The sequence below is a fragment of the Streptomyces silaceus genome (assembly GCF_001419745.1).
Lineage (GTDB): Bacteria > Actinomycetota > Actinomycetes > Streptomycetales > Streptomycetaceae > Streptomyces > Streptomyces silaceus.
The window spans coordinates 111,926-133,903 of sequence record NZ_LIRJ01000034.1 but is presented as its reverse complement, the minus strand read 5'-3'; the positions used below and the strand labels follow the sequence as shown (position 1 = coordinate 133,903).

The 21,978-nt window shown below is 72.4% G+C and carries 21 protein-coding genes; 6 read left to right on the top strand and 15 right to left on the bottom strand.

Features of this window, described 5'->3' with window-relative positions:
* Positions 1-137: 137 nt before the first annotated feature.
* The 3 genes from AOK22_RS03990 to AOK22_RS03980 are packed head-to-tail and all read right to left on the bottom strand — an operon-like array spanning position 138 to position 2,033.
* The gene (locus AOK22_RS03990; protein ID WP_055697132.1) at positions 138-908 is read right to left on the bottom strand and encodes a DUF3710 domain-containing protein; all 771 of its coding nucleotides are present in this window, start codon (positions 906-908) and stop codon (positions 138-140) included.
* A gap of 1 nt (position 909) precedes the next feature.
* Positions 910-1,452: a dUTP diphosphatase gene (gene dut, locus AOK22_RS03985; RefSeq protein WP_055697131.1), complete on the bottom strand. Its 543-nt coding sequence runs from the start codon at positions 1,450-1,452 to the stop codon at positions 910-912.
* Positions 1,449-2,033, bottom strand: coding sequence for a PaaI family thioesterase (locus AOK22_RS03980; protein ID WP_055697130.1), 585 nt, complete (start codon positions 2,031-2,033; stop codon positions 1,449-1,451). Before AOK22_RS03980 ends, dut begins: the two co-directional genes overlap by 4 nt.
* Positions 2,034-2,091: 58 nt before the next feature.
* Between AOK22_RS03980 and AOK22_RS03975 the strand changes: the two genes are divergently transcribed.
* A complete protein-coding gene (locus AOK22_RS03975; RefSeq protein ID WP_055697129.1) occupies positions 2,092-2,544 on the top strand; it encodes a DUF3093 domain-containing protein in 453 nt (150 codons plus the stop codon).
* Between the two features lie 32 nt (positions 2,545-2,576).
* Here the strand turns inward: AOK22_RS03975 and AOK22_RS03970 are convergent, their stop codons facing one another.
* The 4 genes from AOK22_RS03970 to AOK22_RS03955 all read right to left on the bottom strand — a co-directional run bounded on the left by AOK22_RS03970 (position 2,577) and on the right by AOK22_RS03955 (position 6,121).
* Complete coding sequence (locus AOK22_RS03970; RefSeq protein ID WP_193433172.1) at positions 2,577-3,527, bottom strand: hypothetical protein; 951 nt, start codon at positions 3,525-3,527, stop codon at positions 2,577-2,579.
* Between the two features lie 13 nt (positions 3,528-3,540).
* Positions 3,541-3,837 carry a DUF4193 domain-containing protein gene (locus tag AOK22_RS03965; RefSeq protein WP_030357326.1) on the bottom strand — a complete coding sequence of 99 codons (297 nt, stop codon included), beginning with the start codon at positions 3,835-3,837 and terminating at the stop codon, positions 3,541-3,543.
* A gap of 394 nt (positions 3,838-4,231) precedes the next feature.
* Entirely contained in the window at positions 4,232-5,461 is a 1,230-nt protein-coding gene (locus AOK22_RS03960; RefSeq protein WP_055697127.1) for a sensor histidine kinase, read from the bottom strand.
* A gap of 6 nt (positions 5,462-5,467) precedes the next feature.
* Positions 5,468-6,121: a response regulator transcription factor gene (locus AOK22_RS03955; protein ID WP_055544891.1), complete on the bottom strand. Its 654-nt coding sequence runs from the start codon at positions 6,119-6,121 to the stop codon at positions 5,468-5,470.
* A 360-nt stretch (positions 6,122-6,481) separates the two neighbouring features.
* Between AOK22_RS03955 and AOK22_RS41800 the strand changes: the two genes are divergently transcribed.
* Positions 6,482-6,655 (top strand): hypothetical protein, encoded by a 174-nt coding sequence (locus tag AOK22_RS41800; RefSeq protein WP_167357823.1) that lies wholly within the window; start codon positions 6,482-6,484, stop codon positions 6,653-6,655.
* A 125-nt stretch (positions 6,656-6,780) separates the two neighbouring features.
* On the opposite strand, the gene AOK22_RS03950 is transcribed toward AOK22_RS41800, so the two are convergent.
* Together AOK22_RS03950 and AOK22_RS03945 are read right to left on the bottom strand one after the other, a co-directional pair.
* Entirely contained in the window at positions 6,781-7,578 is a 798-nt protein-coding gene (locus AOK22_RS03950; protein ID WP_055697126.1) for an inositol monophosphatase family protein, read from the bottom strand.
* A 10-nt stretch (positions 7,579-7,588) separates the two neighbouring features.
* Complete coding sequence (locus tag AOK22_RS03945) at positions 7,589-8,716, bottom strand: ferrochelatase (protein WP_055697125.1); 1,128 nt, start codon at positions 8,714-8,716, stop codon at positions 7,589-7,591.
* A 168-nt stretch (positions 8,717-8,884) separates the two neighbouring features.
* Between AOK22_RS03945 and AOK22_RS03940 the strand changes: the two genes are divergently transcribed.
* Together AOK22_RS03940 and AOK22_RS03935 are read left to right on the top strand one after the other, a co-directional pair.
* Positions 8,885-10,135 (top strand): MFS transporter, encoded by a 1,251-nt coding sequence (locus AOK22_RS03940; protein ID WP_055697124.1) that lies wholly within the window; start codon positions 8,885-8,887, stop codon positions 10,133-10,135.
* Entirely contained in the window at positions 10,083-11,414 is a 1,332-nt protein-coding gene (locus AOK22_RS03935) for a D-arabinono-1,4-lactone oxidase (RefSeq protein WP_055697123.1), read from the top strand. Before AOK22_RS03940 ends, AOK22_RS03935 begins: the two co-directional genes overlap by 53 nt.
* Positions 11,415-11,430: 16 nt before the next feature.
* Here the strand turns inward: AOK22_RS03935 and AOK22_RS03930 are convergent, their stop codons facing one another.
* Positions 11,431-12,627: a hypothetical protein gene (locus AOK22_RS03930; protein WP_055697122.1), complete on the bottom strand. Its 1,197-nt coding sequence runs from the start codon at positions 12,625-12,627 to the stop codon at positions 11,431-11,433.
* A gap of 429 nt (positions 12,628-13,056) precedes the next feature.
* On the opposite strand from AOK22_RS03930, the gene sepH reads away from it, so the two are divergent.
* A complete protein-coding gene (gene sepH / locus AOK22_RS03925; protein ID WP_079036324.1) occupies positions 13,057-14,190 on the top strand; it encodes a septation protein SepH in 1,134 nt (377 codons plus the stop codon).
* A 98-nt stretch (positions 14,191-14,288) separates the two neighbouring features.
* Here the strand turns inward: sepH and AOK22_RS03920 are convergent, their stop codons facing one another.
* Positions 14,289-15,116 (bottom strand): sulfurtransferase, encoded by an 828-nt coding sequence (locus AOK22_RS03920; protein WP_055697120.1) that lies wholly within the window; start codon positions 15,114-15,116, stop codon positions 14,289-14,291.
* 447 nt (positions 15,117-15,563) lie between these two features.
* Here AOK22_RS03920 and AOK22_RS03915 point away from each other — a divergent pair, with 447 nt between their 5' ends.
* Positions 15,564-16,289, top strand: a complete 726-nt coding sequence (locus AOK22_RS03915; RefSeq protein ID WP_055697145.1) for a VOC family protein — start codon at positions 15,564-15,566, stop codon at positions 16,287-16,289.
* A 103-nt stretch (positions 16,290-16,392) separates the two neighbouring features.
* On the opposite strand, the gene AOK22_RS03910 is transcribed toward AOK22_RS03915, so the two are convergent.
* From AOK22_RS03910 to AOK22_RS03895, 4 genes are all read right to left on the bottom strand, one after another.
* Positions 16,393-17,055 carry a thymidine kinase gene (locus tag AOK22_RS03910; RefSeq protein ID WP_055697119.1) on the bottom strand — a complete coding sequence of 221 codons (663 nt, stop codon included), beginning with the start codon at positions 17,053-17,055 and terminating at the stop codon, positions 16,393-16,395.
* A gap of 71 nt (positions 17,056-17,126) precedes the next feature.
* The gene (locus tag AOK22_RS03905) at positions 17,127-18,317 is read right to left on the bottom strand and encodes an alkaline phosphatase family protein (RefSeq protein ID WP_055697118.1); all 1,191 of its coding nucleotides are present in this window, start codon (positions 18,315-18,317) and stop codon (positions 17,127-17,129) included.
* The gene (locus AOK22_RS03900; protein ID WP_055697117.1) at positions 18,317-18,904 is read right to left on the bottom strand and encodes a DUF5998 family protein; all 588 of its coding nucleotides are present in this window, start codon (positions 18,902-18,904) and stop codon (positions 18,317-18,319) included. The genes AOK22_RS03905 and AOK22_RS03900 overlap by 1 nt, the downstream gene beginning before the upstream one ends.
* Before the next feature lie 137 nt (positions 18,905-19,041).
* Positions 19,042-21,963 (bottom strand): bifunctional acetate--CoA ligase family protein/GNAT family N-acetyltransferase, encoded by a 2,922-nt coding sequence (locus tag AOK22_RS03895; RefSeq protein WP_055697116.1) that lies wholly within the window; start codon positions 21,961-21,963, stop codon positions 19,042-19,044.
* Positions 21,964-21,978: the final 15 nt, after the last annotated feature.

Genomic DNA, 21,978 nt, shown 5'->3' with positions numbered 1-21,978 from the left:
GGTCTCCCCCCGTACGACCGGCACAGTATGGGCGTACGCGAATGTGGCCCGCAATGGTCCGGACGAAGCGGAACCACTGCGGGCCACACGGCAGTTGAGAAACCGTCAGCTCGCGCCCCGGGCGGGGCGGTGGAGCGTCAGCGCACCTCGGTGATCTCGGGGCCGCGCTGGAGCTGGCCCATGCCGCCGGAGAAGCGCGAGCCCTCCTGCGGCTCCTCCTTGACGCCCTCGGCAACCATCTGCGCGTCGTCCGGCAGCTTCAGGACGATCGGGTCGCGCGGCGCCATCGGGCCCTCGCCGCGCACGACGACGGTGTCCCGGAAGATCTGCTCCAGCAGGCCCGCGGCCTGCGGCTGCACGGCGCCCTGCCCGGAGATGACACCGCGCAGGAACCAGCGGGGGCCGTCGACGCCGATGAAGCGCACGACCTGCACACCGCCCGTGCCGTCCGGCAGCTGCACCGGCACCTGGGCGCGCAGCTCCCAGCCGAGGGGACCCTCGACCTCGTCGATGACGCCGCCCTGCTGGGTGATGCCCGTGGCGATCTCCTCGCGGACCTCGCCCCAGATGCCCTCCTTCTTGGGGGCGGCGAAGCCCTGCAGCTGGATGGCGCTGTCCTGCAGCACCACGGTGGCGGCGACGATCGCGTCGCCCGCGACCTCCACGCGCAGCTCCATGCCCTCGACCCCGGGCACGAAGAGTCCGCCGAGGTCCACGCGGCCCTCGCCGGGCTCACGGACCTCGGAGGCGTCCCAGGGACCGTCGGGACGGGGCTCGGGCTCGAGCCTCACGCGCGAGCGCGCGACGCCGGCGCCAGCGGAGTCATCGCTGTCCACGCCGTCGACGACCTGCTCGTCCGCGCCCGCCGCGTCCTCGGCGGCACTGTCCTTCTTGCGACGTCCGAACACGTCACTGTCCTTCCCGGTCGGATACGACCGATGCGTATCGATTCCCACCCGTTTGTTCGCCCGGGCCCATGCCCGAGCCGACGCCCACGGCGGCATGGCCGCCGGTGGACCCGAAGCCCCCCTCGGCCCGCGCCGATGCGGGAAGCTCCGCCACCTCCTGGAAGCGAACCTTCTCGACCTGCTGGACGACCAGTTGGGCAATCCGGTCGAAGCGCTCGAACCGCACGGTCTCGCGCGGGTCGAGATTCACCACGATCACCTTGATCTCCCCACGGTACCCGGCATCCACCGTCCCCGGGGCATTCACCAGAGCGACACCGCAGCGTGCGGCGAGCCCGGATCTCGGGTGCACGAAGGCCGCGTACCCCTCCGGGAGCGCGATGGACACCCCGGTGGGCAGCACCGCCCGCTCGCCGGGCGCGAGTTCGCGGGACTCGGTGGTCCGCAGATCGGCCCCCGCGTCACCGGGCTGCGCGTACTCCGGCAGCGGCACATCGGGGTCGACGCGCCGGATCAGCACGTTCAGGGGGTCACGGGACGTCACGGGTTCACCTCGAAGGCGCGGGCGCGCCGGATCTGGTCCGGGTCGTTCATGGCCGCCTGGATCTCTTCCTGGCGGCCGTTGTCGATGAAGTGGTCGACCTTCACCTCGATGAAGAGGGCGTCGGCGCGGACCGCGACGGGCCCGTCGGGGCCGCCGATGCGCCCGGTGGCGCGCGAGTAGATCTTCCGCCCGGCGACGGCGGTGACCTCGGCCTCCAGGAACAGCACGGTCCCCAGCGGCACGGGCCGCACGAAGTCGGTCTCCAGGCGCCCGGTCACGGCGATCACGCGCAGCAGCCAGTTCAGCGAGCCGAGCGTCTCGTCGAGCGCGGTGGCGAGGACCCCGCCGTGGGCGAGGCCCGGGGCGCCCTGGTGCGCCTCGCGCACGGTGAACTCGGCGGTGATGCACACGCCGTCCCCGGCGCGCGCCGCGAGGTGCAGTCCGTGCGCCTGTCCTTCGCCACAGCCGAAACAGTGTTCGTAGTGGGCGCCGATGAGCTCACCGGGGGCGGGCGCGTCGGGGTGCCGGACGGGCGGTATGGCGTCGGCCGGGGGCGTCAGAGCTGCAGATGTACCACTCACAGGCGCAGACCTTACCTCCGCGTCAGCGCGGCAACCGCACCGTGCCAAGCTTGGTTCCATGCAGCCTTACGAAGAACGCCTGACCGCGCCCCGTTCGTGGTGGCTCACCTCGGTCCTGGTGGGTGTCGCGATGGCCCTGACCATGCTGCCGTTCGGCACGCTCCCGCTCCTCGGCGGACTGGTCGGCGGGACGGCCGTGGCGGCGGTCGTCACCAGCGCGTACGGCTCGGTGCGGATCCGCGTGGTGGCGGGCTCGCTGGTCGCGGGAGACGCGAAGATCCCGGTGTCCGCCCTGGGCGAGGCGGAGATCCTGAGGGGCGAGGAGACGCGCGCCTGGCGCACGTACAAGGCCGACCCGCGCGCCTTCATGCTGCTGCGCGCCTACGTCCCCACGGCCCTGCGCATCCCCATCACGGACCCGGCGGATCCCACTCCGTACGCGTACGTCTCGACGAGGAACCCCGAGGCGCTGGCAGAGGCCCTGGAGGCCGTGCGCGAGAGCGCCGCGTAAGACGCGCGGGAGGCGCCCCGCGCGGGGTGGTCCTACTGGGCCCAGCGGTCGAGCCCGGAGGGCGGCTCCTCGATCCGCAGGGGGTCGGCGGGGGCCTCCAGTGCCGGCAGCCCGGACAGGGCCTCCCAGGGCACCTGGCGGGCCCGCAGGTCCGCGCGGATCCGCGCGGCGAGCTTCTTGGTGTCCCGGCGGTTCATGACCGCCCCCACGGCCGCTCCGACCATGAACGGCAGAAGGTTCGGCAGGTTGCGGACCATGCGCTTCATGATCTGCTGGCGCAGCTCCCGCTTCACCTGGCCGCCGAGGGCCGCGTTCAGCGTCGACGGCCTCGTGGCCTCCACGCCGCGCTCCTCCGACCAGGAGGTCAGATAGGCCGTGCTGCGCTGCTTGAGATTGCCCTCGGGCCGCCGGCCGTAGACCTCGTGGAGCTCGGCGATCAGCTTCAGCTCGATGGCGGCGACGCCGGTGATCTCCGCGGCGAGCTCGGCGGGCATCGCGGGCGGCACCGGCAGCATCGCGGCGGCCCCCACTCCCGCGCCCACGGTGGACGAGGCGTTGGCGGCGCCCGCGACGAGTTTGTCCGCGAGCTGCTCGGGGCCGAGGCCCGGGAACTGCTTGCGGAGGGTCGCGAGATCGCGGACGGGGATCCGCGGAGCGTTCTCGATGAGCCGGTCGGCGAGATAGCCGATGCCGGCCTTGGCGCCGCGCCCGCTCTTGCGCACGCCTTCCTTCACTCCGTCCGTGACGGCGGCAACGCGGCTGCCCCTGGAACCGGTCCTCCCGGCCTTCCGGGCGGTCCTGGGCGCCTCGTCGGCCGCCGTCGCGTCCGGCACCACCTCAAGGGCGCGTGCCGGTTCGAGCGAGGCTGCTCCGTCGGGGGAAGAGCCTCGCTCGTCGTCATGCACGCCGGCGCCGGAGGCGCCGGCCTCGTCCGCTCCGCGCATGCGGAAGCGGCGCTTCCTGGACGGGGTCGAGCCAGTCAAGGCCGACCCCGCCTCAGTCGCAGTCGCGGCAGATCGGCTGGCCGTTCTTCTCACGGGCCAGCTGGCTGCGGTGATGGACCAGGAAGCAGCTCATGCAGGTGAACTCGTCCTGCTGCTTGGGGAGCACGCGCACGGCGAGCTCCTCGTTCGACAGGTCGGCACCGGGCAGCTCCAGGCCCTCTGCGGCCTCGAACTCGTCGACGTCGACCGACGAGGTCGACTTGTCGTTCCGCCGGGCCTTGAGTTCCTCGATGCTGTCCTCGTTGACGTCATCGTCGGTCTTGCGTGGGGTGTCGTAGTCCGTTGCCATGTCGCTCTCCCCCTCTGGGTGTCTGCGGTGTCTCCAGCGCACGTAACGCGTGAGAGGCCGGACTTGTGCCCGACCCGAGGCGGAGATTTTGCCTCACATCAAGGTCTGTTACTCAATCGACACCCAACCGCACCCCTGAAGAGGTGATCGGCTTGGATGGCGATCGGGACCGTACACGGTCCGAATGTCGCACTTCACGGGCGTCACCCCGTGTACTTCCCGTGATCAAGACCCCCGAAAACCCGGATTTTCCCGGCTTTCCGGCGACTTTCACGATCACAGAGAGTAGATGGCCGAAAAATCGCCCATGTGATCGATCGCACACGGATTCCCCGGAGTGGAGCCCCGAAAATTCCGCGCAAAGCGAACACGTCGGCGGGTCCGCGACAGCATCTCAGAGGGGCAGGGTGACACGCATCACGAGACCGCCCCCCTCTCGCGGCTCCGCGATGATACGGCCCCCGTGGGCCCGCGCCACCGACCGGGCGATCGACAGGCCGAGACCGACCCCCTTGTCGCTGCCCGTGCGCTCCGTCCGCAGGCGCCTGAACGGCTCGAAGAGGTTGTCGATCTCGTACGCGGGAACCACCGGTCCCGTGTTCGACACGACCAGGACCGCCTGGCCGTGCTGGGCCTCCGTGGTGACCTCGACCCAGCCCTCGTCAGGCACGTTGTACCTGACGGCGTTCTGGACGAGGTTCAGGGCGATCCGCTCCAGGAGCACGCCGTTGCCCTGGACGACGGCCAGACCGCGCTCCCCGCGGATCTCCACGCCCTTGGCCTGAGCCTCGGCGTGGACCTGGTCGACGGCACGGTTGGCGACCTCGGCGAGATCGACCGGTTTCCGCTCCACGATCTGGTTGTCGCTGCGGGCGAGCAGCAGCAGGCCCTCCACGAGCTGCTCGCTGCGCTCGTTGGTGGCCAGCAGCGTCTTGCCGAGCTGCTGGAGCTCGGGCGGCGCCCCGGGGTCGGAGAGCTGCACCTCCAGGAGCGTGCGGTTGATCGCCAGCGGCGTGCGCAGCTCGTGCGAGGCGTTGCCGACGAAGCGCTGCTGGGCGGTGAAGGCGCGCTCCAGGCGGTCCAGCATCTCGTCGAAGGTGTCCGAGAGCTCCTTCAGCTCGTCGTCCGGGCCGTCCAGCTCGATGCGCCGGGTCAGGTCCGTGCCGGCCACCCTGCGGGCGGTGCGCGTGATGCGGCCGAGCGGCGACAGGACGCGGCCCGCCATCGCGTACCCGAAGGCGAACGCGATCACGGCGAGTCCGAGCAGGGCGAGCAGCGAACGGCTGAGGAGGTTGTCCAGCGCGTGCTGGCGCTGGGTGTTCACACAGGCGTTCATGGCGTCGTTCAGCTCGCCCGCGGACGGGCTCTGCGGGAAGTTGCACGAGTCACTGGCCACTTGACCGGAGACGATCTTGAAGGGCAGCTCGCTGCCCACGTTCAGCGCCTGCGCGGCGAGCAGGTAGATGATCGAGAGCAGCAGGATGCCCGCGATCAGGAACATGCCGCCGTAGAGCAGGGTGAGGCGTATCCGGATCGTGGGGCGCAGCCAGGGGGGCGGCTCCGCCTTTCTCGGGTCCCACGTCGGCTTCGGGGGCGCCGCCGGTGGCGCCGGGGTCGCGGCCACCGGGGATCAGATCCGGTAGCCGGAGCCCGGCACCGTCACGATGACGGCGGGCTCGCCGAGCTTGCGGCGCAGGGTCATGACGGTCACCCGGACGACGTTCGTGAACGGGTCCGTGTTCTCGTCCCAGGCCTTCTCCAGGAGCTGCTCCGCGGAGACGACGGCGCCCTCGCTGCGCAGCAGCACTTCGAGGACGGCGAACTCCTTGGGGGCCAGCTGGATCTCCTTGCCGTCGCGGAAGACCTCGCGGCGGTTGGGGTCGAGCTTGATGCCGGCGCGCTCCAGGACGGGCGGCAGCGGCACGCTGGTGCGCCGGCCGAGGGCACGCACGCGTGCCGTGAGCTCGCTGAACGCGAAGGGCTTGGGGAGATAGTCGTCGGCGCCGATCTCCAGGCCCTCGACGCGGTCGCTGACGTCGCCCGACGCGGTGAGCATCAGGACGCGGGTCGGCATGCCGAGCTCGACGATCTTGCGGCAGACGTCGTCGCCGTGGACGAGCGGGAGGTCACGGTCGAGCACCACGACGTCGTAGTCGTTGACGCCGATGCGCTCCAGGGCGGCCGCTCCGTCGTACACGACGTCGACGGCCATGGCCTCCCGGCGCAGTCCGGTGGCCACCGCATCGGCGAGCAGCTGCTCGTCCTCGACGACGAGTACGCGCACGTCGCTGTCCTTCCTCTGTGCCCCTGCGGGCAGGTTTGTCTTGGGGTAGGCCTCCATCCTGCCCCTTTCGGCCATAAACCGGCTGTAAGGCGCCCTCCCACCGGCTCGGGGCCACGGGAATGCGGGATTTTCTCCGGCGGTTGAGGTTTCTCCGTAAGGGAGCGAGGGGAGGACGGCCTTACACCCGCGATCACGCTATGTATGTGGCACGCCACGAACCGCCCACCCGTCGCCCGGCCACCGTCCCGGTGGGGGCGCTCCGCTCCACGGAGTCGGATGGAGCGGCTGGGACGTGATCGCCCCTTCTTGAGGGCACACCCCCGTGCCATCGACCCACGACCCAGCCGAGGGGGCGCAACCATGGACGCATTCACCGCAGGTCTCCTGCAGCGCATAAAGGCCACGGAGTCCGACCTCACGAAGGCCCGTGAGACGGGAGACGACTTCCTTGCCGAGGTCGAGCAGGCGGAGCTGGAGGATCTGCACCGTCTGGCCGCCGAGCACGGAGTAGAGGTGGGCGCGCTGCACGCCTGAGCGACGCCCGGACACAGACCCGCAAGGGCCCCGGCACCTGGGACGAGGTGCCGGGGCCCTTGCGTGTGCGCGGAGGGTGTCCGCCGGGTTGGCCCTGGGGGATCCCCAACGGGTTGGACCGGGGGTCAGTCGTGCCAGGCGCCGAGGTCCTCCAGGAGGCCCTGGAGCGTCTCGAAGAGGCCGGGCGGGGCGGCGACCGCCAGCTCGCCCGAGAGGGCTTCTCCGGGGCGTCCACCGGTCAGCGCGCCCGCCTCCCGCGCGACGAGCTCACCGGCCGCGAAGTCCCAGGGGTTGAGCCCCCGCTCGTAGTACGCGTCGAGGCGGCCCGTCGCGACGTCGCACAGGTCGATCGCGGCCGATCCGGCGCGCCGGATGTCCCGCACCTTCGGGATCAGCAGGCGGGCGACCTCGGCCTGCTGGGCGCGCCGCTCGGCGACGTACCCGAAGCCGGTGCCGATGAGGGCCTGCTCGAAGGGCGGGGCGGGGCGCACGCGCGCGGGCTTGTCGTCGACGAAGGCGCCCTCCCCGAGGACCGCGCGGTACGTCTCCCCGCGCATCGGGGCGTGGACGACGCCGACAAGCGTCTCGCCATCCTTGCGGGCGGCGATGGAGACGGACCAGTCGGGGCGCCCGTACAGATAGTTGACCGTTCCGTCGACCGGGTCGATCACCCACTGCACGCCGCTGCTGCCCTCGGAGCTCGCACCCTCCTCGCCGAGCACGCCGTCCTGGGACCTGCGCTCGGCGAGGAAGCCGGTGATCAGCTTCTCGGAGGCGATGTCCATCTCGGTGACGACGTCGACGGCGCTGGACTTGGTGGCGGCCACGCCGAGGTCGTCGGGGCGGCCGTCACGCAGGAAGGTTCCGGCGCGGTGCGCGGCCTCCAGGGCCACGTCGAGGAGCTCTGCCTTGAGGTCGGTCACGTCAACGTCCTTACGCGTACGGGCTGTCGGCGCCGGCGGCCGCGGGCTTGGGGGCGCGGGCGGGACAGCAGCCCACCGGGCACAGGTCGTGGCTCGCGCCGAGGGAGCCCAGGACGCAGGGCGTGACGGCCGTGCCGCGCTCGGCGGCGGCGCGCTCCAGGACCAGCTCCCTGATCGCCGCGGCGAACCGCGGGTCGGCGCCGACGGTCGCCGAGCGGCGCACCGGAAGCCCGAGCTCCGCCGCCTTGGCCTCGGCCTCGGTGTCGAGGTCGTACAGGACCTCCATGTGGTCCGAGACGAAGCCGATGGGGACCATGACCACCGCGGGCGCGCCCGCGCCGTGCCGCTCCTCCAGGTGGTCGCAGATGTCGGGCTCCAGCCACGGGATGTGCGGCGCGCCGCTGCGCGACTGGTAGACGAGCTGCCAGGGGTGCTCGGTGCCCGTCTCCTCGCGCACCGCGTCGGCGATGAGGCGGGCCACGTCCAGGTGCTGCTTCACGTACGCGCCGCCGTCGCCGTGGTCCTCCACGGGGCCCGAGGTGTCCGCCGCGGCGTCCGGGATGGAGTGCGTGGTGAAGGCCAGGTGGGCGCCCGCCCGCACGTCCTCGGGGAGGTCGGCGAGGGACTTCAGGACGCCGTCGATCATGGGGCGCACGAAGCCGGGGTGGTTGAAGTAGTGCCGGAGCTTGTCGATCTTCGGCAGCTCCAGACCCTCGGCCTCCAGGACGGCCAGGGAGTCCGCGAGGTTCTCGCGGTACTGGCGGCAGCCCGAGTACGAGGCGTACGCGCTGGTGGCGAGGACGAGGATGCGGCGGTGGCCGTCGGTGACCATCTCGCGCAGGGTGTCGGTCAGGTACGGCGCCCAGTTGCGGTTGCCCCAGTAGACCGGCAGGTCCAGGCCGTGGTCCGCGAAGTCCTTGCGCAGGGCGTCGAGCAGGGCGCGGTTCTGGTCGTTGATCGGGCTGACCCCGCCGAACAGGAAGTAGTGCTGCCCCACCTCCTTGAGCCGCTCCGTGGGGATGCCGCGCCCCCGTGTCACGTTCTCCAGGAACGGGACCACGTCGTCGGGACCTTCGGGGCCGCCGAAGGAGAGCAACAGCAGGGCGTCGTAGGGAGTGGACTCCAGCGCATCGGACATGTCTCCGATCCTGCCACCCGGCACTGACAGCCGGAAAACAGGCTCCGCCGTCCGGAAGAATCCCGGTGCGCGCACTCCCGCCGAGCCGTAAGCTGTATCGGCCACCTTTACGCCTTACCCGGACCGCTCCCGCCCACGGAGCCGTGCCGGAGCTTCCGCGGAGTCCACGTGCCCAGCCCCTACCGCGCCATCTTCGCCGCCCCCGGCACCAAGTCCTTCTCGACCGCCGGGTTCCTCGGCCGCATGCCGCTGTCGATGATGGGCATCGGCATCGTGACGATGGTGTCCCAGCTGACCGGCCGGTACGGCCTCGCGGGCGCCCTGTCGGCGACCGTCGCGCTGTCCGCCGCCGCGATCGGCCCGCAGATCTCCCGGCTCGTGGACCGGCACGGCCAGCGCCGTGTGCTGCGGCCCGCGACACTGGTGTCCCTGGCCGCGGTCACCGGGCTGCTGCTCTGCGCGAAGTTCGAGGCGCCCGACTGGACGCTGTTCGTCTTCGCCGCCCTCGTCGGCTGCGTGCCGAGCGTCGGCTCGATGATCAGGGCGCGCTGGGCGGTCCTCTACCGGGACACCCCGCAGCTGCACACCGCGTACTCGTTCGAGTCGGTGGTGGACGAGGTCTGCTTCATCTTCGGGCCGATCATCTCGATCGGTCTGTCCACGGTGTGGTTCCCCGAGGCGGGGCCGCTGCTCGCCGGGGCCTTCCTGGCCGTGGGCGTCTTCTGGCTGACGGCCCAGAAGGCCACCGAGCCGGTGCCGCACCCGCGCGAACACCACACCGGGGGCTCGGCGTTGCGCTCGGGCGGCCTGCAGGTGCTGGTCGCCACCTTCGTCGCGACCGGCGCGATCTTCGGGTCGATCGACGTGGTGACCGTGGCGTACGCGGAGGACCAGGGGCACAAGTCCATGGCGAGCCTTGTCCTCGCGGTCTACGCGCTCGGTTCCTGCCTGGCCGGGGCGGTCTTCGGTCTGCTGCACTTCAAGGGAGCACCGGCCCCGCGATGGCTGCTGGGTGTCTGTGCGATGGCCGTGAGTATGATCCCGCTTCAACTGGTCGGGAACCTTCCGTTTCTGGCCGTGGCGTTGTTCGTCGCGGGCCTCTCCATCGCACCGACAATGATCACGACGATGGCCCTCGTCGAGCAGCACGTACCACGCGCGAAACTGACCGAGGGCATGACCTGGGTGAGCACCGGCCTCGCGGTCGGCGTCGCGCTCGGCTCCTCCGCGGCCGGCTGGGTCATCGACGCCGCGGGCTCGGACGCCGGGTACGGGGTGCCGGGGATCTCCGGTGCCGTCGCGGTCGCGGTCGGGTTCCTGGGGTATCGCCGGCTGAAGCGGCCGGTTCCGCAACGGGGAGGGACCCATGAGCACGGGAACGGGCACGGGCAGCGGGAAGAGCACAGCGGCGTGGCGTAACTGGGCGGGCAACGTCACCGCGCGTCCGGCCAGGGAGGTCACCCCCGCGTCCGTCGACGAGCTGGCCGCCGCGCTGCGGCAGGCCAAGGCCGACGGCCTGCGGGCCAAGCCCGTCGGCACGGGCCACTCCTTCACGGCGACCGCCGCGACCGACGGGTTGCTCATACGCCCCGACCTGCTCACCGGCATCCGCCGGATCGACCGCGCGGCGGGCACCGTCACCGTGGAGGCCGGCACCCCGCTCAAGCGGCTGAACGCGGCGCTCGCCCGCGAGGGTCTGTCCCTCACGAACATGGGCGACATCATGGAGCAGACCGTCTCCGGGGCGGTGAGCACCGGCACGCACGGCACCGGCCGCGACTCGGCCTCGATCGCCGCCCAGATCAAGGAACTCGAACTGGTCACCGCGGACGGCACGGTCCTGACCTGCTCCGCCGAGGAGAACACCGACGTCTTCGCCGCCGCCCGCATCGGGCTCGGGGCGCTCGGCGTCCTCACCGCGATCACCTTCGCGGTCGAGCCGATCTTCTACCTCACGGCCCGCGAGGAGCCGATGACCTTCGACAGGGTCACCGACGAGTTCGACGCGCTCTTCACCGAGAACGAGCACTTCGAGTTCTACTGGTTCCCGCACACCGGCAACTGCAACACCAAGCGCAACAACCGCAGCGCCGGACCGGCGGCCCCGCCCGGCCGGATCTCCGCCTTCGTGGAGGACGAGCTGCTCTCCAATGGCCTCTTCCAGGTGGTCAACTCCGTCGGCCGCGCCGTGCCCGCGACCATCCCGGGCATCGCCAAGATCTCCAGCAAGGCGCTCTCCGCCCGTACGTACACGGACATCCCGTACAAGGTCTTCACCAGCCCGCGCCGCGTCCGGTTCATCGAGATGGAGTACGCCGTTCCGCGCGAGGCGCTCGTGGCGACCCTGCGCGAGCTGAAAGCGATGGTGGACCGCTCGCGGCTGCGGATCAGCTTCCCCGTGGAGGTCCGCACGGCCCCCGCGGACGACATCGCGCTCTCCACGGCCTCGGGCCGGGAGAGCGCGTACATCGCCGTCCACATGTACAAGGGCACGCCCTACCAGGCGTACTTCACGGCCGCCGAGCGGATCTTCACCGCGCACGAGGGACGGCCGCACTGGGGCAAGGTGCACACGCGCGACGCGGAGTACTTCTCCAAGGCGTACCCCCGCTTCGGCGAGTTCACCGCCCTGCGCGACCGCCTCGACCCGGACCGCGTGTTCGCCAACGACTACCTGCGGCGCGTCCTCGGCGACTGATCCCGCCGGAGGCCGGTCAGGACGCGGGGGTCTCGCCCTGCCGGGCGTCGTCGCCCGTGCCGGTTCCGGTGCCGCTCGACGGAGTGGGCGTCGGGGTCGGCGTGGGCGTCGGGTCGGTCTTGCCGCCGTCGTCCCCGGAGCCGGTGTCCTTGTCCTTGTCGGGGTCCGTGCCGGTGCCCTCGTCCGGGTCCTCCTTGGAGCCGGATCCCGTGCCGTTGTCCTTGTCGGGCGTCTGCCCACCGGTCCCGTTCGGGTCCTGCGTGGCCCCGCCGTCCGTGCCGGTTCCGTCGCCCGTGCCCGACGTGCCGTTGTCCGACGGCTGCTCGGAGGGGTCGGCCGGCGGATTCGACGGCTCCTCCGGAGACGTGTTGTTCCTCTTGAAGAAGTCCGTGATGGTGGTGCTCTTGTCGTCGCCGCTGAAGCTCTTGTCGGAGACCAGTTCGTACGTGGTGATGCCGGCCATGGAGACACCGAAGACGACGGCCGCGGCGATCAACGGCCGCTTCCAGCTGCGGATCTCCGCGCGGTGCATGGTGGCCTCGGTGAACTCGTCCGACGGGAGCGGCGGTTCGGCTGGCGCCGTCGGGGCGGGGACCGGGGCGCCCGCGCGGAGCACGCGCGTGGCGTCGTCGCGCGGCAGCGCCCGGGTGGCGTCGACCGCTCCGAGGAGTTGGGTGCGCTCGGCGTCGGGGTCGACGGGGACCGAGGGGAGGACGGTGGTGGCGTCCGCCGCCGTCGAGGGCAGCACCGTGGTGGGGTCCGCGTCACCCGTCGTCGGCAGGACCGTGGTCTCGTCGGCCTCGGCGGCCTGTGGCCTTCCCCACGTCGTGGTCACGGGCCCGGTGGCGGACACCGCGCCCATGTGGGCGGTGGCCCGGAACGTCTCGGGGACCTGTGTCGCGGCCGTCACCGGAACCTGGCGCGCCTTCGGCTTGGCCTGCACCGTGACGTCACGTATCTGCTCACCCGTGCGCTTGAAGAAGTGCTGGAAGATCGTGCCGCCGCAGGTCGCGATCGCGCTGACGACGCCGGCGCCGAGGATCGTCCCGTAGACACCGAGGTTCGAGGCGAGCTTCGCCGCCACGACCGCGGCGATGGCGCTTCCCGCCACCTGCGGCACACTCAGGTCGAGGCGCCGCTTCTCCTCCGGCTCCCCCTGGTTCTTCGGTTCCTGGTCCTTCGACTCCTTGCCGGAATCCGGCTTTTCACGCATCTCCTACCCTTGCCTGCCTTTCGCGACCGAGTTCACGAGAGGGGACGTACGGGCGAAGCGATTAGTTCCGTTTCTGGTGTTTCCGTGAAGTGCGCCACCCGCGCGCGGGGCGAGCGGGGCAGGGGCGGGCATCAACTCCCATTTCCGGAGCGAACTTCGGCGGCGCGGCGGTCCACCCGCGTGGCCCGAATGGAGTACTGTTGCGAGCCCTGGGTCCGGTCTCCCGCCAGGGTGCCCGGGGCCTCCAAGGACCGCCGGGTGGGGGGCTCATTGCACAGAGTGACGAAGGTCGTCACTTAGAGTTGCGAACAGGTAACCGTGCCATAACGGCGCTCCAGGGCCCCTGCCCGACACGCCGGGCAACTCGGCAAGGTTGTGGCAGGCTGCACCCGGGCAGGCCACACTCGACTAGCGGAAGCAGCGACGCACGTGACGTCGGCAGGCACCACCCGGGAGGTCCCCATGCCCGAACTGCGTGTCGTGGCCGTCAGCAACGACGGCACACGGCTGGTGCTGAAGGCTGCGGACAGCACGGAGTACACGCTTCCGATCGACGAGCGGCTGCGTGCGGCCGTCCGCGGCGACCGGCCCCGACTCGGCCAGATCGAGATCGAGGTGGAGAGCCACCTCCGGCCGCGCGACATCCAGGCACGGATACGTGCCGGTGCCAGCGCGGAAGAAGTGGCCCAGCTCGCCGGCATCCCCGTCGATCGCGTCCGCCGCTTCGAGGGCCCCGTGCTCGCCGAGCGCGCCTTCATGGCGGAGCGGGCCAGGAAGACCCCCGTGCGCCGTCCCGGCGAGAACACCGGACCCCAGCTGGGCGAGGCCGTCCAGGAGCGGCTGCTGCTGCGCGGCGCCGACAAGGACAGCGTGCAGTGGGACTCCTGGCGCCGTGACGACGGCACCTGGGAGGTCCTGCTCGTCTACCGCGTCGCGACCGAGCCCCACGCCGCGAGCTGGACGTACGACCCGCCCCGGCGGCTCGTCCAGGCCGTGGACGACGAGGCTCGTTCGCTGATCGGCGAGACGGACGACATCGCCGCGCCCGAGCCGAGCTTCCCGTTCGTGCCGCGCATCGCCCGGCTGCCCCGGGACCGCCCGCTGGACCGGCCGCTCGACCGCGCCCTGGACCGTCAGCTGGACCGCCCGAGCATCCCCGCGGCCCCCGTCGATCCACCCGAGGAGGGCACCGGCGCGGGCACCGCGGTCGCCGAGCAGGAGCGCGACTCGCTGACCAGCCTCCTGGAGGCGGTGCCGAGCTTCCGCGGCGACATGGTCGTGCCCGAGCGCCCCACGACCGCGCCCACCACGGAGCTGCCGCAGGCCGTTCCGGACGAGCCGGAGCAGGAACCGGAGGCCGAGGAGCCGCCCGCGGCGTCGGCCGGCGCCGGCGCGGCGTACGCGGACGTGCTCATGCCGCGCTCGGTGGCCAGCCACCGTGACCGGCTCGTCGGCTCCACGGACCGCCAGGCCGAGGCCGACGGCGTCCGCCCCGGGCGCCGCGCCGCGGTGCCCAGCTGGGACGAGATCGTCTTCGGTACGCGCCGCAAGAAGCAGGAGTAGCGGCTCGCCCGGCCGGTTCGGCCGGCTGCCGCGCCCGTCGTACGGCGAGGGGCCCCGCACCCATGAGGTGCGGGGCCCCTCGCCGTCGCGGGACCGCCCTACTGCGGGTCAGGTCCTGTGGCCACCGGACGCGACGCGTCGGAGGACCACTCCGACCACGAGCCGACGTACAGCGCGGCCGGGATCCCCGCCACCGCGAGGGCGAGCACCTCATGGGCGCCCGAGACGCCCGAGCCGCAGTAGACGCCGATCTCCGAAGTACCTGACGCGCCCAGCGCCTTGAAACGGTCCGCCAGCTCGCCGGCGGGCTTGAAACGGCCGTCCGCGGCGACGTTCTCCGTGGTCGGCGCGGACACCGCGCCCGGGATGTGCCCGGCCACGCTGTCGATGGGCTCGACCTCGCCGCGGTAGCGCTCGGCCGCGCGGGCGTCGAGGAGCAGACCCGAGCGGGCCAGGGCCGCCGCGGAGTCCGCGTCCAGGAGGTCGGCGTCGTTCGGGGCGGGCACGAAGGAACCCTCGGCCGGGGCGGCGGCCGCGCCCTGCTCCAGCGGGCCCGTCCACAGGGCGATGCCGCCGTCCAGGACACGGACGGACGAGTGACCCGTCCAGCGCAGCATCCACCACAGACGGGCCGCCGCCCAGTTCTGGCCACCGTCGTATACGACGACGGCGCGGTCCTGCGAGACCCCCGCGGCCCGCATCACGGCGCCGAAGCGGTCCAGGTCGGGGAGCGGGTGGCGGCCGCCGGCACCGGCCGGACCCGCGAGGTCGGCGTCCAGGTCGACGAAGACGGCGGAAGGGATGTGCCCTTCTTCGTACGCCGAGCGCATCGAGCCCTCGTGCTGCCAGCGGACGTCCAGCACGACCGGCGGGTTCGCGCCCGCCAGGTCGCTCGCGAGTTCGGATGCGGAGATGATGGCATTCATGGTCCCCATCCTTGCGTACGGGGTGGCCGTGCCGCCAAGGTCCGGCTAGCCTGCTCCGCCGGACCACGCCCGGACACGGGGCGTGTGGAACCATGCACGCGCCGTACGGCGCACGGACACCGCGCGGCAATGACGCGTTCACGGATGAGCAACCGGAAATCGGGCATCTTCCGCGGGAAGCCGGACAGTGCGGCGCGGCCGGGGCGCGAGGCGCGGCAGGTGGTGCGAGCATCTGCACGGGCGCGCATGCGCACGGCGCGGGTACGCACGTGCGAGAGCGGAAGCTGAGCGGCCTCCCAGAGGGCCGAGGAGAGGGTGACGATGACCGAGGCGCGGGCGGATGGGCTCTCCTCCGGACAGAGCTCGTCGGAGTCCTTGCGGCCGGAGCCGCGCGATGGCGCGGAGACCGGTCGGCGCACGCCCGGCACACCGTGCTGGGTGAGCCTGATGGCACACGACCTGAGTGCGACACAGGAGTTCTACGGCGCGCTCTTCGGCTGGGAGTTCCGTCCCGGCCCCGAGCAGCTCGGCCCCTACGTACGGGCGCTCCTGGACGGCCGCGAGGTGGCCGGCATCGGCCAGCTGCCGCCCGACCGCCAGCTGCCCATCGCCTGGACGCCCTATCTGGCGACGGACGACGCGGACGCGACGGCCGAGGCGGTGCGGCACTGCGGCGGCACGGTCGGGGTCGGCCCGATCGACGCGGGCGAGGCGGGCCGCATGGCGATCGCGTCGGACCCGGCGGGCGCCGTGTTCGGCATCTGGCAGGCCGCGGCCCACCTGGGCAGCGCGGTGGTCGGCAGGCCTGGCACGTCGACGTGGAACGAGCTGGTGACCCGGGAGACCGCCGGCGTCGCGAAGTTCTACGAGACGGTGTTCGGCTACACCGAAGAGGCCGTCGTCTCGGCCGACTTCGACCATCTGACCCTGCACGTCGAGGGCCGCCCGGTGGCGTCCGTGCACGGCGTGGGCCAGGCGCTGCCGCGCGACCGCGGCGCGCACTGGATGACGTACTTCGAGGTCACCGACGTGGACGAGGCGGTGAACCGCGTCATCGAACTGGGCGGCCACGTCGTCCGGCCGGCCCGGGTCGGCACGCACGGCCGCATGGCGACGGTCGCGGATCCGGAGGGCGCGGTGTTCACGGTGGTGTGCTCGCACACCGACGACTGATTCCGCGCGCCGACGCCGATTCCGCGCCGTTCATGCCTTCTGTGCCTTCCGTGCCCTCTGTGCGCCGACGCGCCAGGTCGACCCGGGCGTCGAGGCACCCGGTTCAGGGGCGGGCTGGGGCCGTGTCGACCGGCAGCACGTCGGGCGACAGGGCTCCGGCACGCGCGGTCGCCGCCGTCGTCCTGCGCAGGTGATGGCGGCGGCACAGCACTTCGTAACCGACCTCGTCCGGCGACTGGTTGACGTCACCGATGACGACCTGGGCGCCCTCGACCACCATCTCGCCGCCTATGGTGCGGGCGTTGTGCGTGGCGCGGGCTCCGCACCAGCACAGCGCCTCGACCTGGAGGACCTCGACGCGGTCGGCGAGTTCGACCAGGCGCTGCGAGCCGGGGAAGAGCTTGGAGCGGAAGTCCGTGGTGATGCCGAAGGCGAAGACGTCGAGGCCGAGGTCGTCGACGATCCGGGCGAGCTGGTCGATCTGCTCCGGAGCGAGGAACTGCGCCTCGTCGGCGATGACGTAGTCCGCGCGGCCGCCCTTGGAGAGGTGGTCGACGAGGTGGGCGTAGAAGTCGAAGTCGTCCGCGGCCTCGATCGCGTCGGTGACCAGACCGAGCCGCGAGGAGAGCTTGCCCTCACCCGCGCGGTCGTCCCTGGTGAAGATCATCCCCTGGAGCCCGCGCGCGGAACGGTTGTGCTCGATCTGCAGAGCCAGTGTGCTCTTTCCGCAGTCCATCGTTCCGGAGAAGAACACCAGCTCGGGCATGGGAAGTCGGGGACCTTTCGGGTCGGGCGGAGGGAGAGAGGGAGTGGACGGGCGCGGCGGACGCGGGGCGGTCAGGTGCGGACTTCGAGAAGGGGGACGAGCTGCTCGACGGGGGTCATGGAGCCGTGCATGCCGACCAGGGCGGACTCCTTGGGCTCGCGCTCGGTGGCGATGATCGCCACGTCGTCGTGGGCCGCCGCGACGACGTCGCCGATGCGGTCGTACACACGTTGATCAATGTGTGGACCGAACCAGCCCGCCGCGATGGCCTCGTCACGGCCCGCCACCCAGAACTGTTCGCCGAGGACCTCGCGCCACACCGTCAGGACGTCGTTCGCGGCGCCGGGCACCGCGTAGACGTGCCGGGCGCGGCCCTCGCCGCCGAGCAGGGCGACGCCCGCGCGCAGCTCCCAGTCCTCGTCGAAGTCGATGCGGGCGCTCTCCTCGAAGGGGATGTCGAGCATGCCGTGGTCGGCGGTGACGTACAGCGCGCTGCGCGGGGGCAACTGCTCGGCGAGGCGCTGGACGAGCCGGTCGACGTACATGAGCTGGCCGCGCCAGGCGTCGGAGTCGACACCGAAGCGGTGGCCCTTGCCGTCCACCTCGGCGTAGTAGGTGTAGACCAACGAACGGTCCCCCGCGGCCAGTTGCTCGGCGGCGAGGTCCATGCGGTCCTCTCCTGAGAGCTTGCCCCGGAAGGTGCCGCCGCTGAGGGCGACCTTGGTGAGCGGGGTGTGCTCGAAGGTCGGCGAGGACACCTGGGCGGTGTGCACGCCGGCCTCGTGGGCCCGCTGGAAGACGGTGGGGTGCGGCTGCCAGGCGTGCGGCTCGGTCCACGGGTTCCAGCGGAGCTGGTTCATCAGCTCGTCGGTGGCCGGGTTGCGGACGGTGTAGCCGGGCAGGCCGTGCGCGCCGGGCGGCAGGCCGGTGCCCACCGAGGCCAGGGAGGTCGCGGTGGTGGCCGGGAAGCCCGCGGTGATGGGCCGGCCCGTGCCGCCGCGCGAGCTCCGCAGCAGCGAGGTCAGAAAGGGCGCCTCGGCCGGGTGCGCCTTGAGCTGCTCCCAGCCCAGGCCGTCGATCAGGAACACGCAGTTCCGGTCGGCCGGGGCGAGTTCGGCGATGGCCGGGGTGTCGTAGCCGGGCACGCCCTGGTGGGCCACCAGCGTGGGCAGCAGGTCGGCGAGCGATCCCGCGCCGTACTGGGGCACGGGGGCGGTGTCGAGGGCGAGGGGCTGTACGTCGTCCCAGGAAGGCAGCGCCATCAGCGCGCGGTGTCCGCGGTCGCCTCGGACAGCGCCTGGGCGAAGGCGAGGGTCTGCCGCACGGCGTCGGGGCCGTCGCCCGCCTCGCTGACGCGCAGGCTCAGGTCGTCGGCGGTGGAGCTGCCGGTGTAGCCGTGGTCCGCCTCGCAGTTGGGGTCGCCGCAGGCGGCGGGCTCCAGGTCGATGCGGGACACCGCACCCCAGCCGATGGTCAGGACGACCTCGCGGGGCAGCGTCCCCGGCACGTACTTCTCGGGGTTGGCGACGACGCGGCTGACCACGACGGAGGAGATGCGGCCGATCTCGACCGACTCGGTGGAGGTCGTCGCGTACGGCGTCGGGGAGGTGCTGTCCGCCGCCTGCTCGTCGGTGTGGCTGACGATGAAGCGCGTGCCGGTCAGCACGAGGACCGTGACGTGCCTGCGCACCTCGTTGGCGTCGAACGTCGTCTCCTGGTGGACCAGATACGACCCGATGGCCTCGCCGCCGATCGCGGCCTCCACCGCCTCGGCCACGAGGGCCGGGTAGTAGCCGCTGCGCTCGATCGCCGCGCGCAGCCCCTGGGTCGTCGTACCGGTCTTTGCCATGCCCTCCATCCTACGGCCCGGTGCGGGGCGCACGGTGCCCCCGTGGGCCGCCTCGCTCCCGGGCGGGGTGCTCACGTACCCGGGACACGTGCTCCCGTACCCGAGATGCGCCCTTCGGCACCCGGAAGGGGCGTGCGTCAGTACCCGGGCAGTGTGCGCGGGCCGAGGTCGTCGCGCGCGGGCGGCGGCGCGAGACGGACCGTGGCGCCGAGCACGGAGAGGCCGTGCTGGGCGACGACCACGGGCTCCAGGGAGACGGCGACCACCTCGGGGTGGTCGTCGACGAGCCGGGAGACCCTCTGGAGCAGTTCTTCGAGGGCGGGGGTGTCCACGGGGGCCGAGCCCCGCCAGCCGAACAGGAGAGGTGCGGTCCGGATCGACCTGACCAAGGAGGTGGCCTCGCGGTCGGTCACCGGGATGAGGCGGTGTGCCGTGTCGCCCAGCAGTTCGGACGGGGCGCCCGCGAGCCCGAACGAGAGCACCGCTCCGGCCGCCGGGTCGATGACCGCGCGCACGACGGTGTCGACACCCCGCGGCACCATGCCCTGGACGACCGGCCGCAGCTCGGCGGGCCTTCCGAAGAGGTCCGTCAACTCCTGGTACGCCCGGCGCAGTTGTTCCTCGTCGGCGAGGTCGAGGCGCACTCCCCCGAGGTCGGCGCGGTGGCGCAGGTGCGGGGCCGTGGTCTTCAGGGCCACCGGGTAGCCGAGCGTGCGGGCGGCCGCCACCGCCGCGTCGGGATCGGGCGCGGGCAGGGCCTGCCGTACGGGGATGCCGTACCGCCCGAGGAGTTCGTGGGCGTCGGCCGGGGCGAGGGTGACCCCGCGCGGATCGCCGTCCTTGGCGAGGAGCTCGGTGATGCGGTCGGCGGCGCCGTTCTCGTCGATGTCGTCGTACTCGTGCACCCGGCCGGGCTCGGCGGCCTCGCCCCGCCACTGCGCGTACTTCACGGCTTCGGAGAGCGCCCGGACGGCCCGCTCGGCGGCGGGGTAGGCGGGGATGCGGTACTGCTCGGCGAGGGGGTCGGCGGGGGCCGCCTCCGGCGGGTGCGGGTGCTCCGCTTCTGGCGAGGACGGGTGTTCCGCTCCTGGCCGGGACGTGTGTTCCGCTTCTGCCGAGGGCAGGCGTTCCGTGGGCGGGCGTTCCGTGGAGCGCTGCTCCGGAGTGGCCGTCCCGGGGGCGGGGGCGTCGGGCCGGGTGCTCGCGGCGGCGGCCAGCGCGTCGGCGAGGCCGCCGAGCTCGACGTGGACCACGGCGACCGGCTTGGCGGGGCACCCCGCGGCGGCGGCCCGCAGCTCCGTGGCCAGCGTCTCGGGGTCCGCCGTGTCCCCGTCCTCGCCCACCCAGGGGATCGCGTTCACGATCACCGCGTCGCAGGTGTCGTCCGAGAGCGCCTCGGCGAGCGCGGCCCGGAAGTCGGCCGGAGTGGCACCGGTCGTCAGGTCGCGCGGCGGCAGCGGCCGCAGTCCGTCGGCGACGCACGCGTCGTACGTGAGGAGCCCGAGGGACTCCGAGTTCCCGAGGATGCCCACGCGGGGCCCGGCCGGCAGCGGCTGCCCCGCGAGCAGCAGGCCCGCGTCGACCATCTCGGTGACGGTGTCGACACGGATGACCCCCGCCTGGCGCAGCAGCGCCGAGACGGTGGCGTGCGGCAGCCGCGTGGCCTGCACGGCGTGCCCCGTGGGGGCGATGCCGCTGTGCCGGGCGCCCTGCACGACGACGAGCGGCTTGGCGGTGGCCGAGCGCCGGGCGAGGCGGGTGAACTTGCGCGGGTTGCCGATGGTCTCCAGGTACATCAGCGTGACGTCGGTGTCCGGGTCCTCGTACCAGTACTGGAGGACGTCGTTGCCGGACACGTCCGCGCGGTTGCCGGAGCCGACGAAGGTGGACAGGCCCGCGCCCCGCCGGTGCAGACCGGAGAGCAGGGCGATGCCGATCGCGCCGGACTGGGTGAACAGACCGATGCGCCCGCGCGCGGGCGGCTGCGGGGCGAGTGAGGCGTTGAGCCGCGTCCCGGGCGAGGTGTTGATGACGCCGAAGGCGTTGGGGCCGATCAGGCGCATGCCGTACGACCGGGCCTGGCGCACCAGTTCGCGCTGCCGCTCGCGGCCCTCGGCGCCGCTCTCCCCGTACCCGGCGGAGAGCACCACGAGGCCCCGCACCCCGCGCTCGCCGCACTCGGCGACGACCTGGGGCACCCGGTCGGCGGGTACGGCGATCACGGCGAGGTCCACGGGCTCCTCGACGGCCGCCACGGAGCGGTGCGCCGGCAGCCCGTCGATCTCGGTGCCCTCGGTGAACGCGGCGTTCACCGCGTACAGGCGCCCGGTGAAGCCGGCCTCCCGGAGGTTGCGCAGCACGCTGCGGCCCACGCCGCCGGGGGTGCGGCCCACGCCGATCACGGCCACCGACCCCGGTGTGAGCAGCCGCTGCACCGACCGGGCCTCGGCGCGGTGCTCACGGGCGCGCTGCACGGCCAGCGACCGGTCGGTCGGCTCCAGGTCGAACTCCAGGCGGACGACGCCGTCCTCGAAGCTGCGCTTCTGCTGGTAGCCCGCGTCGGTGAACACCTTGATCATCTTGGTGTTGGCGGGCAGCACCTCGGCGGCGAAGCGGCGGATGCCGCGCTCCCTGGCGACGGCCGCGATGTGCTCCAGGAGAGTGGAGGCGACGCCCCTGCCCTGGTGGGCGTCCTGCACGAGGAAGGCGACCTCGGCCTCGTCGGCGGGGGCGCTGGCGGCCATGCCGCGCGCGTCGATGCGGTCGTAGCGCACGGTGGCGATGAACTCGCCGCCCACGGTCGCGGCGAGGCCCACCCGGTCGACGTGGTCGTGATGGGTGAAGCGGTGCACGTCCTTGGCGGACAGGCGCGGGTAGGGCGCGAAGAAGCGGTAGTACTTCGACTCGTCCGAGACCTGTTCGTAGAAGCTGACCAGGCGGTCCGCGTCCTCGGCCGTGATGGGCCTGATGCGGGCGGTGCCCCCGTCGCGCAGCACCACGTCGGCTTCCCAGTGGGAGGGATAGTCGTGCCGATCCTGCTGATCCGACGGGGTCTGCATGGGGCCAGGGTACGG

Bases quoted from the DNA above. Each gene is read 5' to 3' on its own strand.
- AOK22_RS03910 (WP_055697119.1), bottom strand. From the start codon at position 17,055: ATGCCCGAGCTGGTGTTCTTCTCCGGAACGATGGACTGCGGAAAGAGC.
- AOK22_RS41800 (WP_167357823.1), top strand. From the start codon at position 6,482: ATGGACGCATTCACCGCAGGTCTCCTGCAGCGCATAAAGGCCACGGAG.
- AOK22_RS03895 (WP_055697116.1), bottom strand. From the start codon at position 21,963: ATGCAGACCCCGTCGGATCAGCAGGATCGGCACGACTATCCCTCCCAC.
- AOK22_RS03945 (WP_055697125.1), bottom strand. From the start codon at position 8,716: ATGTCCGATGCGCTGGAGTCCACTCCCTACGACGCCCTGCTGTTGCTC.
- AOK22_RS03975 (WP_055697129.1), top strand. From the start codon at position 2,092: ATGCAGCCTTACGAAGAACGCCTGACCGCGCCCCGTTCGTGGTGGCTC.
- AOK22_RS03930 (WP_055697122.1), bottom strand. From the start codon at position 12,627: ATGCGTGAAAAGCCGGATTCCGGCAAGGAGTCGAAGGACCAGGAACCG.
- AOK22_RS03965 (WP_030357326.1), bottom strand. From the start codon at position 3,837: ATGGCAACGGACTACGACACCCCACGCAAGACCGACGATGACGTCAAC.
- AOK22_RS03900 (WP_055697117.1), bottom strand. From the start codon at position 18,904: ATGGCAAAGACCGGTACGACGACCCAGGGGCTGCGCGCGGCGATCGAG.
- AOK22_RS03920 (WP_055697120.1), bottom strand. From the start codon at position 15,116: ATGAATGCCATCATCTCCGCATCCGAACTCGCGAGCGACCTGGCGGGC.
- AOK22_RS03935 (WP_055697123.1), top strand. From the start codon at position 10,083: ATGAGCACGGGAACGGGCACGGGCAGCGGGAAGAGCACAGCGGCGTGG.
- AOK22_RS03915 (WP_055697145.1), top strand. From the start codon at position 15,564: ATGGCACACGACCTGAGTGCGACACAGGAGTTCTACGGCGCGCTCTTC.
- AOK22_RS03905 (WP_055697118.1), bottom strand. From the start codon at position 18,317: ATGGCGCTGCCTTCCTGGGACGACGTACAGCCCCTCGCCCTCGACACC.